General features: G+C 42.8%; 13 protein-coding genes. 7 read left to right on the top strand and 6 right to left on the bottom strand.

Features of this window, described 5'->3' with window-relative positions; translation table 11 throughout:
* Nucleotides 1–14: 14 nt before the first annotated feature.
* Together nrdA and V6259_RS10130 are read right to left on the bottom strand one after the other, a co-directional pair.
* A complete protein-coding gene (gene nrdA / locus V6259_RS10135; RefSeq protein ID WP_341584429.1) occupies nucleotides 15–2,279 on the bottom strand; it encodes a class 1a ribonucleoside-diphosphate reductase subunit alpha in 2,265 nt (754 codons plus the stop codon).
* A 309-nt stretch (nucleotides 2,280–2,588) separates the two neighbouring features.
* Nucleotides 2,589–3,308 (bottom strand): heparan-alpha-glucosaminide N-acetyltransferase, encoded by a 720-nt coding sequence (locus V6259_RS10130; protein WP_133011568.1) that lies wholly within the window; start codon nucleotides 3,306–3,308, stop codon nucleotides 2,589–2,591.
* A 74-nt stretch (nucleotides 3,309–3,382) separates the two neighbouring features.
* On the opposite strand from V6259_RS10130, the gene V6259_RS10125 reads away from it, so the two are divergent.
* The gene (locus V6259_RS10125) at nucleotides 3,383–3,892 is read left to right on the top strand and encodes an alpha-ketoglutarate-dependent dioxygenase AlkB family protein (protein WP_341584428.1); all 510 of its coding nucleotides are present in this window, start codon (nucleotides 3,383–3,385) and stop codon (nucleotides 3,890–3,892) included.
* Between the two features lie 15 nt (nucleotides 3,893–3,907).
* Here the strand turns inward: V6259_RS10125 and pdxH are convergent, their stop codons facing one another.
* The 4 genes from pdxH to V6259_RS10105 are packed head-to-tail and all read right to left on the bottom strand — an operon-like array spanning nucleotide 3,908 to nucleotide 7,881.
* On the bottom strand, nucleotides 3,908–4,549 hold the full coding sequence (gene pdxH / locus V6259_RS10120; RefSeq protein WP_341584427.1) for a pyridoxamine 5'-phosphate oxidase: 642 nt from the start codon (nucleotides 4,547–4,549) through the stop codon (nucleotides 3,908–3,910).
* 2 nt (nucleotides 4,550–4,551) lie between these two features.
* Nucleotides 4,552–5,184, bottom strand: a complete 633-nt coding sequence (gene coq7, locus V6259_RS10115; RefSeq protein WP_341584426.1) for a 2-polyprenyl-3-methyl-6-methoxy-1,4-benzoquinone monooxygenase — start codon at nucleotides 5,182–5,184, stop codon at nucleotides 4,552–4,554.
* Between the two features lie 14 nt (nucleotides 5,185–5,198).
* Nucleotides 5,199–5,540 carry a histidine triad nucleotide-binding protein gene (locus V6259_RS10110; protein WP_341584425.1) on the bottom strand — a complete coding sequence of 114 codons (342 nt, stop codon included), beginning with the start codon at nucleotides 5,538–5,540 and terminating at the stop codon, nucleotides 5,199–5,201.
* A gap of 43 nt (nucleotides 5,541–5,583) precedes the next feature.
* Nucleotides 5,584–7,881 (bottom strand): 7TMR-DISM family protein, encoded by a 2,298-nt coding sequence (locus V6259_RS10105; protein ID WP_341584424.1) that lies wholly within the window; start codon nucleotides 7,879–7,881, stop codon nucleotides 5,584–5,586.
* A gap of 58 nt (nucleotides 7,882–7,939) precedes the next feature.
* Between V6259_RS10105 and V6259_RS10100 the strand changes: the two genes are divergently transcribed.
* From V6259_RS10100 to nuoF, 6 genes are all read left to right on the top strand, one after another.
* A complete protein-coding gene (locus tag V6259_RS10100) occupies nucleotides 7,940–8,191 on the top strand; it encodes a hypothetical protein (RefSeq protein ID WP_133011574.1) in 252 nt (83 codons plus the stop codon).
* A 667-nt stretch (nucleotides 8,192–8,858) separates the two neighbouring features.
* Entirely contained in the window at nucleotides 8,859–9,299 is a 441-nt protein-coding gene (locus V6259_RS10095; RefSeq protein WP_133011575.1) for an NADH-quinone oxidoreductase subunit A, read from the top strand.
* Between the two features lie 15 nt (nucleotides 9,300–9,314).
* Nucleotides 9,315–9,989, top strand: coding sequence for a NuoB/complex I 20 kDa subunit family protein (locus V6259_RS10090; RefSeq protein ID WP_133011576.1), 675 nt, complete (start codon nucleotides 9,315–9,317; stop codon nucleotides 9,987–9,989).
* A 45-nt stretch (nucleotides 9,990–10,034) separates the two neighbouring features.
* Complete coding sequence (gene nuoC, locus V6259_RS10085; protein WP_341584423.1) at nucleotides 10,035–11,834, top strand: NADH-quinone oxidoreductase subunit C/D; 1,800 nt, start codon at nucleotides 10,035–10,037, stop codon at nucleotides 11,832–11,834.
* Between the two features lie 2 nt (nucleotides 11,835–11,836).
* A complete protein-coding gene (nuoE, locus tag V6259_RS10080; protein ID WP_341584422.1) occupies nucleotides 11,837–12,346 on the top strand; it encodes an NADH-quinone oxidoreductase subunit NuoE in 510 nt (169 codons plus the stop codon).
* Nucleotides 12,343–13,674 carry an NADH-quinone oxidoreductase subunit NuoF gene (gene nuoF, locus V6259_RS10075; protein WP_133011579.1) on the top strand — a complete coding sequence of 444 codons (1,332 nt, stop codon included), beginning with the start codon at nucleotides 12,343–12,345 and terminating at the stop codon, nucleotides 13,672–13,674. The genes nuoE and nuoF overlap by 4 nt, the downstream gene beginning before the upstream one ends.
* The last annotated feature ends 23 nt before the right edge of the window (nucleotides 13,675–13,697 follow it).

Raw genomic sequence — 13,697 nt, 5'->3', positions numbered from 1 at the left:
GACAAATATCAGACCTAAATTTTACAAGCACCACCAGCACAGTCATCAATATCGTCTTGCTGATCGTCTGCGCCGTCACGAGTGTTATGGTAATAAAGCGTTTTAACACCCAGTTTGTAAGCGGTTAGAAGGTCTTTCAGGATTACCTTCATTGGCACTTTTTGAGACTCAAATTTCTGTGGATCGTAGTTTGTGTTGGCTGAAATCGCTTGGTCGACAAACTTCTGCATAATACCCACAAGCTGCAAGTAACCATCGTTTGAAGGGATGGTCCATAGTAGCTCATATTGCTCTTTTAGGCGATCAAACTCAGGTACCACTTGTTTCAGGATACCGTCTTTGCTGGCTTTCACAGAGACAAAACCACGTGGTGGCTCAATGCCATTGGTCGCGTTGCTGATCTGAGACGAGGTTTCAGAAGGCATCAGCGCCGTGAGTGTTGAGTTACGCAAACCGTGCGTCACTATGTCGCTACGCAATGTTTCCCAATCGTAGTAAAGCTCAGGAGAAACGATGTTATCGATTTCTTTTTTGTAAGAATCGATTGGCAAAATGCCTTTTGCGTAGGTCGTTTCGTTGAACGCCAAGCAAGGGCCGAATTCTTTCGCCAACTTATTCGAAGCTTTTAGTAGGTAATACTGAATCGCTTCGAAGGTTTTGTGAGTCAATTCGTTGGCACTGCCATCCGAGTAACGCACACCGTTTTTCGCAAGGTAGTATGCGTAGTTGATCACACCCACACCCAAAGTACGGCGCAGTTCAGTCGCACGTTGTGCGGCTGGAATTGGGTAGTTTTGGTAATCAAGCAAAGCGTCTAATGCGCGAACAATCAATTCAGACAGTTCTTCGAGCTCATCAAGGTTTTCTAAGGCACCAAGGTTAAAAGCAGACAAGGTACAAAGGGCAATTTCGCCTTCTGGATCGTCGATGCGGTTTAATGGTTTAGTTGGTAGTGCGATTTCTAGACACAAGTTACTTTGTTTAACCGGTGCAACGGCTGGGTCAAACGGGCTGTGCGTATTACAGTGATCGACGTTTTGCAGGTAGATACGGCCTGTACTAGCACGCTCAGAAGCAAACAAGGTAAACAGTTCAGACGCTTTAATAGTTTGCTTACGGATGGACTCATCTTGCTCATATTGAACGTATAGACGGTCAAACTCTTCTTGATCTGCGAAGAAGGCATCGTATAGACCAGGCACATCTGATGGGCTGAACAAGGTAATGTTGCCGCCTTTGATCAAACGTTGGTACATCAAACGGTTAAATTGAACGCCGTAATCTAGGTGACGAACACGGTTTTCTTCAACACCACGGTTGTTTTTCAAGACCAATAGGCTTTCTACTTCTAGGTGCCAGATCGGATAGAAAACAGTGGCCGCACCGCCACGAACACCACCTTGTGAACAGCTTTTCACGGCGGTTTGGAAGTGTTTGTAGAATGGAATACAGCCTGTGTGGAAAGCTTCACCGCCACGGATAGGGCTACCCAAAGCGCGAATAGCGCCCGCATTTACGCCAATACCAGCGCGTTGACTAACGTACTTAACGATAGCGCTAGACGTGGCATTGATAGAGTCTAGAGAGTCACCACATTCAATCAATACACAGCTACTGAACTGACGTGTAGGGGTACGAATACCCGCCATGATCGGTGTTGGTAGTGAAATTTTGAACTTAGAAACAGCATCATAAAAACGTTTGATCAAGACTAAGCGTTCTTTCTTATCGTAGCCTGCAAACAAGCATGCAGCGACTAGAATATAGATAAATTGTGGGCTTTCATAAATCTGGCCACTAACGCGGTTTTGAACTAAATATTTCCCTTCTAGCTGTTTAACCGCAGCGTAAGAAAAATCCATATCACGAGAGTGATCAATAAAACCGTTTAGTTTCTCGAAGTCTTCTTTAGAGTAATCTTTTAGCAGGTTTTCATCGTAGCGCTTTTGTTCAACAAGGTTTTGCACATGAGCATAAAGATGTGGTGGCTCAAAATCACCAAATGCTTTTTTACGCAAATGGAAGATGGCAAGGCGCGCGGCAAGATACTGGTAATCAGGGGTGTTTTCCGAGATTAAATCAGCGGCCGATTTGATCAAAGTTTCGTGAATATCAGTGGTTCGAATCCCTTCAAAGAACTGAATTTGGGCTTTTAATTCGACTTGGGAAACGGATACATTGTCTAAGCCATCAGCGGCCCATGTAATGACTTTATGAATCTTCTCAAGATTGATGTTTTCGGTCTGCCCGTTACGCTTAGTAACTGTGAGAGTGCTCATGCCTTAACTTCCCATTAGTGCATTCTGTGATTTAAGAGGTGTTTTACTGTATCTAGTGTTGGCTTGCTTGTTTGAACACTACATATAGTGTTTTGATCACCTGACTGTGCGAACAATAATGCTCTTTTTTTTTTAAATCAAGACTTGATAAATGCACAGAATTAAGGTCCGTTGACTACGGTAAGCGTCTACTAACTAGGCTCGCCTTAGGAAGCGGAATCTTGGTGGGAGGCAATATGTGATTGTCTTTTTTTTACTATTTTTACGAAAAAAAAATAGCCTTTTTTCTTGCCCAAACATTGATCAGGATTAAGCGCTTAGCACCATTTTGGCAAAAGCGACCAAAGAGAATAAAATTAACTGATGTACCAGATAGATAGGTAGAGCGAAGCGACCCATAAAGGTTAATATTTGCACCAACAAGTGGTTTGGAATGGTGCATTTATGCCAATTTAAATAACCGAATAGAGGACCAATCAAAACAACCCCAATCCAAGGCAGTGGAAAAAGAATGTCTAGTGTCTGATGAGGTAAATTTAAGTAATGTACTATGGTAGGAAGGGCGTTTGGGAAATGCAACCAAGACGTTTCACTGTAGATGGCGAGAATAGCGCTGCCGATCAAAGCAGAAAGAATAGGGCGACGACTTAATGGGCGTACCAAAAAGGTAGCCAGAAAAATAAAGTGTAAGATGCCAAAAAAAATCCAATGATTGGGGAGCGCAAGATAGGTACCGAGAGAAATCAATGCAGCAGCCAGCAGTACTTTTACGTCTCGTTTCCAGATTACGAATCTGAGGTGATGACGATTGGATAAATAGGCGGACCAGCCTACAGCGGTGAGAAATAGCGTCACGATAACGCGTCTAAAATCGATCCAGAATGGATCGGCTAATGAAAACTCAATATAACCAAAGTTTCCTAGATCCCAGCAAAAATGAAAAATCATCATAAGCAAAACGGCAAAGCCTCGATATGCATCAAGGAACGAACTGCGTGAAACGTCTAAAACATCATGATCTGCTGACATGTGAGTCCAAGGGAAATATAACGAAGAGAGTCCGGCCATCATACCGACACTCAAATTCGAGCTCAAGGTGCTCGGTGCTATTACCTTGTCTTAAAAAGAATTTAGAGTGGAATCAAGAGAAAATTATTATGTTTGGTCGTGAGGTTAGTGTGCCTCGAAAAGTCGCTTTTTTGGGTGATCATGGGCTTTGCTATCGTTATTCCGGTGTAGATCATTATGCGCAGGGGTGGCCAGATTGGTTGCTGAGTATTAAGCAAGAAGCCGAGTGTTTATCGGGGCAGCGGTTTAATTGTGTCTTATTAAACTGGTATCAAGATGGTGACGATTATATGGGGTGGCATAGTGACAGCGAAGCAACGCTTGGCCCAGCGCCTGTGGTGGCGATGTTAAGTTTAGGTGCGCAGAGGGAGTTTGTATTTCGCCTTAAAGGCAATCACAAGATAAAACATACGGTAAGTTTACCTAACGAAAGTTGGTTAGTGATGTGTGAATCTACTCAGGTGTTATGGCAGCATAGTTTACCGAAAAGAAAAAACGTCAAAGAGGAGCGGATAAGTTTAACGTTTCGGCTCCTCTTATTCTGATCACTGTACACAGGGTTAAGGCGCTTTACGTCGCAGTGTCCATTGTTCATTAATTTTGCTGAAGCATAGACGATCATGGAGGCGACTAGGACGGCCTTGCCAAAACTCAATAGAGGTTGGGTTTAAAGTATAGCCACCCCAGTTTTCAGGACAGGCCACTTTTTGATCCGTGAACGCTTTTTCTTCTGCCTTAAAGGCGGCTTGAAGAACGCTTCGATCTTTAATGATGGCACTTTGTTTTGATGTTCGTGCAGCAAGTTGACTGCCTCTAGGACGACTAGAGAAATAGTCTTCAGAAACCTCTCTGAGTACTTTTTCTACCGTACCTTCAATACGAATTTGTCGTGATAACGTGGGCCAAAAAAACGTTAAGCAAGCTTTGTTGTTGTGTGCCAGCTGCTGGCCTTTGTCGCTTTCATAATTGGTGAAGAAGGTGAAGCCTGACTCATTATGTTCTTTTAACAGAACCACACGAGCATGAGGCTGCCCTTGAGCGTCGACTGTGCTTATTAGCATAGCCGTTGGATCATCGACGCCTTCGTCGATAGCAAAAGCAAGCCATTGATCAAAGAAAGCGGTAGGGTTGTCTCCCACGGTATCTTCCAAGAGATCCTCGAATTGATAATCACGTCGAATGGCGTGTAGGTCACGGTTCATAATCAGATCCTGTAAGTTGAGATGGTCATAACTTTTGAAATTTGTGTCATCATTGCCATAACAGGTTTAGGGAAAACATAGCCCCCAGAGTCTAATGCTGCTTGTTTATGTCGTGCTTCATCAATGTGCATTTGAGTAAGCACTGCTTTACTTTTTACATCTTGTACTGGCAATGCGCTCATATGTTTTTCTAAATGAGTGCAGACTTGATCTTCGGTTGCGGCGACAAAGCCTAAACTGAGCTTGTCACTAATCAATCCAGCCCCTGCGCCGATACTAAAAGAAGCACCATAAAATAATGGGTTTAAAATACTGGGTCGACTGCCTAAATCGTATAAGCGTTTCTCACACCATACGAGGTGATCTATTTCTTCTTCTGCAGCATGCTCCATTTTTTCTCTAACGGCATCCAGTTTGGCTGTGCTTGCTTGGCCTGCATACAATGCTTGAGCGCAAACTTCACCAGTATGGTTTATCCGCATTAGGCCAATAGCATGCTTGCGTTCAGCATCCGTGTATTGTGCTTCTTGGTGTTCGTTAGCTGGAGACGCTCGCATGGCTTTTGCTGCGTGTGGCACTAGTGTTTGCAGAGCCCGATCAAACTGTAATACCGCTTTGTCTAGAACAGAAAACATCGTATTTACTCCTATTAGCCTGGCGGCCAGGTCATGGCGCGACCACCGAGTACATGCATGTGAATGTGGTACACGGTTTGGCCACCCATTTCATTACAGTTCATTGTGACGCGATAGCCGGCATCGCTAATGCCTTTTTCTTTGGCGATTTTCGCCGCAACGATAGGGAGCTTCCCTACGATCGGAGCATCGTCATCGGTCAAGTCGTTTAATGTACTGATATGGCGCTTTGGGATCACTAAAAAGTGCGTTGGCGCCTGAGGCATGATGTCTTCAAAGGCAATCACATCATCATCTTGGTACAAAATAGTGGCTGGTATCTCGCCTTTGACTAATTTACAAAATAGGCAATCCATGTAGTCCCCTAGGTTTCTATTATTGAAGGTATGTATCGATTCATCAAGGCTCTTTGCGCAAAGGTTTGATGCTAGGCAATAAAGTGTTTTTATGTCTCTCGCCTCTGCGAATCAGGCGCAATAATTGCACTTGCAGTTGGCTATCAAGTTCACTGCCGGTCATTAGCTCATCAAAGCCAATGGTTTTCGCGTAATCTCGTGACATTTTAACATTATTCGTAATCAGTAGGCATTGGTCTTCAACTTTCATCAGTGGTCGAACTTTCTGAATAGTGATATGAGGAATATGCCCGCCATTATCAAAGACTAAAATAATACTGGCCAAATATCGGTTGTCTGGTTTGTCTAAGAATATTAGTAACTCATCCAATTGATCAAAATGCTCAATATTATTGTGCTTAGACTGTAGGATATTTAATGCTTTTTGTAAGTCTTTATCCTGTTGGCCGAAGAGAATTAAATCGCAATTATGTTCCTGCTCTAGTTCGGTTCTGGCGTATCGAATATGAGACGAAATTGGAATACTAACACTTAATACTTGAGATTTTTCATGCTGAGTAATGTCCATTTTACCATTTAGATGATGGATGAGTAACGAGATGTAGTTCATCCCTAAATCAAATCCCCCTTCGGCTTTAGACACCCGGTTTGGAATGGGGTAGCAGTAGAGCTCAAGCATTCGTATGCCTTCACGATTTAAATCGTGACGAGAAATCTCCATCGTTAGCACTTGATCGGTGAAGTATTTGAATTCCAGTATCATGGTTTCAATCAAATGCTGAATAAGCTCAGCATTGTTTAATATTTCTACATGATCAATGTTCTTAGTGATGAGATCGACACTTGTATTGTCTTGATCTAGAAGTTGAAAGCTATTGTATGCATCGTCGACAATTTTAGTTAAAAACAGCGGAAGCGATTGTTCCGGTTGAGTTTTGTCTTGTGTGGCACCGATGAAATCAAGGCGTTCAGTTAATTCTTGCAAGTTGTTGTTAGCAATCAGTCCATTATGAATAAGCTGCCTGTTTTTCTCACTTTTAAGGTTTTTTTCTATTTCTAAAAGACTTCCATCGATAACATTGATCTGTCTGCGCAAGCGGCTTGATAGGTCCGAAATAAGATCTAACGTCTTGGCCTGTGAGTAGCGAGTTAAGCGGGATTGTTTTTTCAAAAATGGATTGAGTTGAGCAATCATGCCGCTGAAATGGATCATGGCTTCAATAATAAATATAACCGTCAAGCCCCATTCATAAATGATTGGACTGGACATCATTCCGTAGGCGCTCATTGCCCAAATAAAATACCCAATGAGCAAAGTGATACGAGCTGTTAAATAATGTCCAGAAAAAGGAATGGATTTGAAATAGGCATAAACAGCCAATGCGGTTAACAGAAGCAGTGTAATAAAAGTGATAAAAGACAAGTAGATGATATTGATAAAATGTGGTGACGCGGTAAAGAGTATCGCGAAAAAAGCATTAGTAGTACCAAGGACAACTAGCGCTTTATCGAGCGTCGGTAAATAGGATTTGGTATCCAGATAGAGTCGGGAGAAAAAGGTCATGCCAACCATACAAGATAGAGCGGCAAAATTGTATATACGTTCTTGTAGTCCTACTTGATTAGGAAAAAATTGATAAAGTTGACCATGGAATGCCAGATGAAATAAAGCGATTCCTAACAGCATAACACTGTACACAATGTACATCGGGTGTGTGCTTTTTATATAGAAAAAGATATTACTTAAGAACAAAACCAATAGGATTCCCATTAATAAGCCCGTAAAAGAAAAGTTCTCTTGTGAGCTTAATGAGACCTTAGACAAGGTTTTAAGATAGATCTGCACATTGATTGGTAAGTTTGAAGATAACCGCAGATAGATAGTAAATACGGGCGGAGCGTTACTTGGTAGCGGAAAAAGATAATTCGGGTGCTCAATGGGTCTATTCGAATAAGGACGGTCTTCACCGAGACGAGCTTGAACCTGGTTTTCATAAAGGCTAGGAATGTAGATATCAATATATTCTATACGTGGGGCATTGAGCTCAAGTAAAACTGGTTGGTTTTTGCTGGTTCTAATAGCGACTTCTGTTCGCAACCAAATGTTTCCTTTAATCAACCCTAGTTGTAAGGAATACCCGTTAACGGGTAAAAAATGCTTGGAGTATGCTTCTGAAGAGACAGTGTTGATTGATAACTGCCCACTACTGTCAACAAGATAGTGGGCACTTTTCGCTACATTAAACACGCTATGGGTGTCATCTATCAACGCAATGTCGTGAGCGGCCCAAGAGTCATTGGTAGCCAACAATAAAAATAGTAGAATTAGTCGTGAAAACAAAAAGCTAGCCCAGAATGTTTTAAGTAAGGCTATCATTATTAACTAGATAGGGGATGAAATGCTATATCCAATTTTAGTAGAGCATTATGTTTGGTTTAGCTTAGCTTTACTGTGCATTACTTGGTTTACTCGACAGCATAAGCCAAAGGTGCGTACAAACCTGATGTACGGTTATGCGATGATTGCAACGATCGGTTTTTTACTGGCATTGCATTGGGTCGCTGGAGTGATTTTTGGGTTGATTTTTTTAGAGCTTGGTCGATTATTTAAGGTGTGGCTAGATAAAAAAGAACAGCAACTTAAAAAATAATTTCACGGAAAATCCAGATGATCTACTTACAATAGAATCAAGATCATAGCGATTGGAATCGAAAATCACAGATAAAAAAGGCTTTCAATTGGAAGCCTTTTTTATTGCCTTTCAAAGCTGAAATGTCAGCCTTCGTTCTATTTATCTCACCCTCGCAGAAGTAATTCACTTTATAAACAAATGTCGAGTTTTCGTTATTTAAGGTGTTTTCATGTATTTTTTTGTAAGTCAAATTCTGACTAAAAGAACAGATTTGTGTTTTGCTTACAGTAATCTGACCATTTTTATGTTTAGTCTTGATAAATATAAAGGACAAAAACTCATAAATGTAGAAAAGAATGTGGTGCTTTCTTGTGTGACCGTCATGACTCTATACAGGATAAGAATAAGGCGAGTAGGATAATTGACATCTGCTGAAGATGCTCCTGAACGCATCTGATTTTCAGCGTCGATGAGCAGAATTTTTGTTTGAAATAATAAATCTAATAAAAAAATAATGATTCTCAGGATTTTTTGCAAGTCGTTTTCTATCACTTCAGTTTAGTTGAATAGGTTAGATCATTTTCCTGCATCTGCCTGATATCGAACCTTCAAAAAATAATAGGGTATTGACTCAATCTTCTGAGCCAATGTTTTTGTCCAACATTTAATTTAAGCGCCGTTTTCTATGTCTACACCTGTCGATGTAATCGCCCATCATTGGGCATTTGCAGTGTTTATTGTGGTCGCTATAGGCCTTGGTGGTGCGATGTTGATCGGAGGGACTTTCTTAGGTGGAAGAGCACAAGCTCGCGCCAAGAATACGCCTTTTGAATCTGGTATTGCATCGGTTGGTACCGCGCGACTTAGGTTTTCCGCCAAATTTTATTTGGTTGCTATGTTCTTTGTAATCTTCGATGTCGAAGCTCTTTATTTATATGCCTGGGCGGTATCCATTCGTGAAAGCGGTTGGATGGGCTTCATTGAAGCCACTACGTTCATTTTTGTATTGCTTGCTGGTTTGATTTATTTGATCAGAACTAAAGCGTTGGATTGGGCGCCAGTTCGTTCAAAAGAGCTTATTAATCAATCTGAAATTATCAAACTTGTCGACGGTTCTCACAAATAACCGAGAGGTCTCATCATGGATTATACGCTCACACGCATTAATTTGGATGGCGAAGACGATCGCTATCCACTTGAAACTACAGAAGTAGTCAGTGACCCGCTTGAGGAGCAGGTTCACCGTAGTGTTTACCTAGGCAAGCTCGAGCATGCAGCACATGATTTAGTCAATTGGGGGCGTAAAAACTCACTTTGGCCATACAATTTTGGCTTGTCCTGTTGTTACGTTGAAATGACCACGTCATTTACTGCCGTCAATGACGTCGCTCGATTTGGTTCTGAGGTACTTCGTGCCTCACCAAGACAGGCGGATTTCATGGTTGTAGCAGGCACCTGTTTTACCAAGATGGCGCCTGTTATTCAGCGTTTATACGATCAAATGCTAGAACCAAAATGGGTGATTTCAATGGGGGCTTGCGCTAACTCAGGCGGCATGTACGACATCTATTCTGTGGTTCAAGGTGTTGATAAATTCATTCCTGTGGATGTGTATATTCCAGGTTGCCCACCTCGTCCAGAAGCCTATATTCAAGCGCTCAATTTACTTCAAGAAGCCGTCGGTAAAGAACGTCGTCCACTGTCTTGGGTTGTGGGTGATCAAGGGGTTTACAAAGCCAATATGGAGCCTGAGCGTGAACGAAAACGTGATGATCGTATTGCGGTGAAAAACCTACGAACTCCGGACGAAATTTAATCGTTCATTATGTGCATTAAGCGTATTTCAAGATAGTGAGCAAAGATGACCAAAGCAACAAGTTACTCCGTCCCTGAGTCTTGGAAGACTGGAGATCACCGCACTGACCCTGTCGTTAGTGAGCTTATCGAAAAGTTTGGAGAGTCGACGTTTCATTTTCAAGCAACACGAACTGGGATGCCAGTTGTTTGGGTTGCTCGAGAACGAATCACTGACGTTATCCTTTTCTTAAAAAACATCTCTAAACCTTATTCCATGTTGTATGACCTGCATGGGGTTGATGAGCGTCTACGAACACATCGTGAGCAATTACCGACCGGTGTTGATTACACAGTTTTCTATCACCTGTTATCTATTTATCGCAATACCGACATTATGTTAAAGGTCGGGTTGAGTGAAAAAGAGTTAGAGCTACCCAGCATTATTAGCCTGTTTCCAAACGCTAATTGGTATGAGCGTGAAACTTGGGAAATGTTTGGTGTCGTCTTTAAGGGGCACCCTAATCTACGTCGTATCATGATGCCAGATACATGGAAAGGTCATCCATTACGCAAAGATTATCCCGCTCGTGCAACCGAATTTGACCCTTATGAGTTAACACGCCAAAAAGAAGCGATTGAAATGGAAGCGCTTACTTTCAAACCCGAAGAATGGGGTATGGCGCGTAGTAAAGACAATGAAGACTTTATGTTCCTTAACTTGGGGCCAAACCATCCTTCTGCACATGGTGCTTTTCGCATTATTTTACAGCTTGATGGTGAAGACATTGTCGACTGTGTTCCTGATATTGGTTACCACCATCGTGGTGCTGAAAAAATGGGCGAACGCCAAACCTGGCATAGTTATATTCCCTACACCGACCGTATTGAATATTTAGGTGGGTGCGTTAATGAAATGCCTTATGTATTAGCGGTTGAAAAGCTTGCTGGTATTAAAGTGCCTGAACGTGTGGAAGTGATTCGAGTGATGCTGTCTGAGCTATTTCGCATCAATAGTCATTTACTTTATATCTCCACGTTTATTCAAGATGTTGGCGCGATGACGCCGGTGTTTTTTGCTTTTACTGATCGTCAGAAAATATACGACGTAGTGGAAGCGATTACCGGTTTTCGTATGCATCCGGCTTGGTTTCGTATTGGCGGTGTGGCTCATGATCTGCCAAAAGGTTGGGAACAGTTACTAAAAACCTTTTTAGATTGGATGCCTAAACGTTTAGATGAATATGTAAAAGCAGCGCTGCATAACTCCGTATTGAAAGCGCGCTCTCAAGGTGTTGCAACCTATAACGCCAAAGAAGCGTTGGAATGGGGTGTCACTGGAGCAGGGCTACGAGCCACCGGTATCGAATTTGATGTGCGCAAATGGCGCCCTTATTCAGGCTACGAAAATTTTGATTTTGAAATCCCTGTCGGCGGTGGTGTCAGCGATTGTTACAACCGTGTCATGCTTAAAGTTGAAGAGATTCGTCAAAGTCTGAAGATCTTAACTCAGTGTTACCAAAACATGCCTTCTGGTCCATTTAAAGCGGATCATCCATTGACGACTCCGCCTCCGAAAGAGCGAACTCTGCAACATATCGAGACCATGATCACCCACTTTTTACAAGTGTCATGGGGTCCAGTTATGCCTGCCAATGAGTCCTTTCAAATGATAGAAGCGACCAAAGGCATCAACAGTTATTACCTCACTAGCGATAGCAATACTTCTAGTTATCGTACCCGTGTACGTACGCCGAGTTTTCCGCATTTGCAGCAAATTCCATCGGTAATTCGAGGCAGCCTAGTATCGGATCTCATTGTGTACCTAGGCAGTATTGATTTTGTTATGTCAGATGTGGACCGTTAATCATGAGTCAATCGATTGAAATAATTACAGTGAGTGACGACGATTTTATTCTAAATGATGCTGATGCGCAGGCTATCGAGCATGAAAAACATCATTATGAAGATCCTCGTGCCGCTTCTATTGAAGCATTAAAAATTGTTCAGAAACGTCATGGTTGGGTGCCAGATGGTGCGATTAAAGCCATCGCAGGTTTATTGGGTATACCTGCCAGTGATATTGAAGGTGTCGCCACTTTTTACAGTCAAATTTATCGTCAGCCAGTGGGGAAACACATTATTCGCTATTGCGATAGTGTCGTTTGTCACATAACGGGTTTTGAGGAAATCGTTGATGAGTTAGAAAAACAACTCCAGATCAAACCTGGACAAACCACAGCGGACAATCGTTTTACGCTTTTGCCAACGTGTTGTTTGGGGAACTGTGATAAAGGGCCAACCATGATGGTGAACGATGATACGCACGTGCGCTTACAAGTCGCTACGCTGTCAACAATTTTGGAGCAGTATCAATGAGCCTATCAAGTAAGCGGACGGCAGAAGATCACCCGCTAACATGGCGTCTTCGTGATGATGAACAGCCAGTTTGGTTAGAAGAATATCGTCAACGAGAAGGTTACATCGGTGTCGAAAAGGCCTTAGCGATGCACCCTGATGAAGTGGTTGCTCAGGTGAAAGACGCAGGTTTACGCGGCCGTGGTGGTGCAGGGTTTCCGACCGGTCTTAAGTGGAGTTTGATGCCTAAAGACGAATCGATGAACATTCGTTACATGATTTGTAACGCCGATGAAATGGAACCTGGTACTTATAAAGACCGTTTGTTGATGGAGCAAATGCCGCATTTATTGGTAGAAGGCATGATCATCGCGGCGCACGCTATTAAAGCTTATCGAGGTTACATTTTTTTGCGTGGAGAGTACGTCGAAGCGGCTGAAAATCTACGTAAAGCGATAGAAGAAGCGAAGCAAGCAGGGTTGCTAGGAAAAGACATTTTAGGCAGCGGTAAAGATTTTGAACTGTTCGTGCACACAGGTGCGGGTCGTTATATCTGTGGTGAAGAAACCGCATTGATTAACTCTCTTGAAGGGCGTCGAGCGAACCCAAGATCAAAACCGCCTTTCCCCGCTGTTTCTGGTGCATGGGGCAAACCCACTTGCGTCAATAACGTGGAATCGATCTGTAATGTCCCGGGCATTCTTAATCGAGGCGTGGATTGGTACCAAGGTATTACGACCAATGGCAGTAAGGATTGTGGCACCAAGCTTATGGGCTTTTCTGGTCGCGTCAATAACCCAGGTTTGTGGGAGCTGCCAATGGGCACTACCGCGCGTCAAATTCTGGAAGATTACGCGGGTGGCATGAAGGCCGGATTGGATTTGAAAACCTGGCAACCAGGTGGTGCTGGTACGGATTTCCTTTTACCAGAGCATTTGGATTTGCCAATGGATTTTGAGCATATCCAAAAAGCTGGTAGTCGTCTGGGAACCGCGTTGGCGATGGCGGTGGACAATAAGATCAACATGGTTTCTTTGGTTCGCAACTTAGAAACTTTTTTTGCTCGCGAATCTTGTGGTTGGTGTACACCTTGTCGTGATGGCTTGCCTTGGAGTGTAAAAATCCTGATGGCCATTGAAAACGGTGAAGGCCAACCAGGAGACATTGAAACACTTGAGCAATTATGTCGCTCGTTAGGACCTGGTAACACGTTTTGTGCCCATGCTCCGGGCGCGGTTGAGCCATTACAGAGTGCAATCAATTACTTCCGCAGTGAATTCGAAGCGGGCATTACGGGACAAGCTAATAATTTACGTGAGATCCGCGGTATTCAACCGAATCAGCAGTAATTTATTCAGCTTAATTATTTTTG

Source organism: Marinomonas sp. TI.3.20 (assembly GCF_038155025.1).
GTDB classification, from domain to species: domain Bacteria; phylum Pseudomonadota; class Gammaproteobacteria; order Pseudomonadales; family Marinomonadaceae; genus Marinomonas; species Marinomonas flavescens.
The sequence above is the reverse complement of the archived record's forward strand: the minus strand, read 5'-3'. Positions and strand labels throughout refer to the sequence as shown.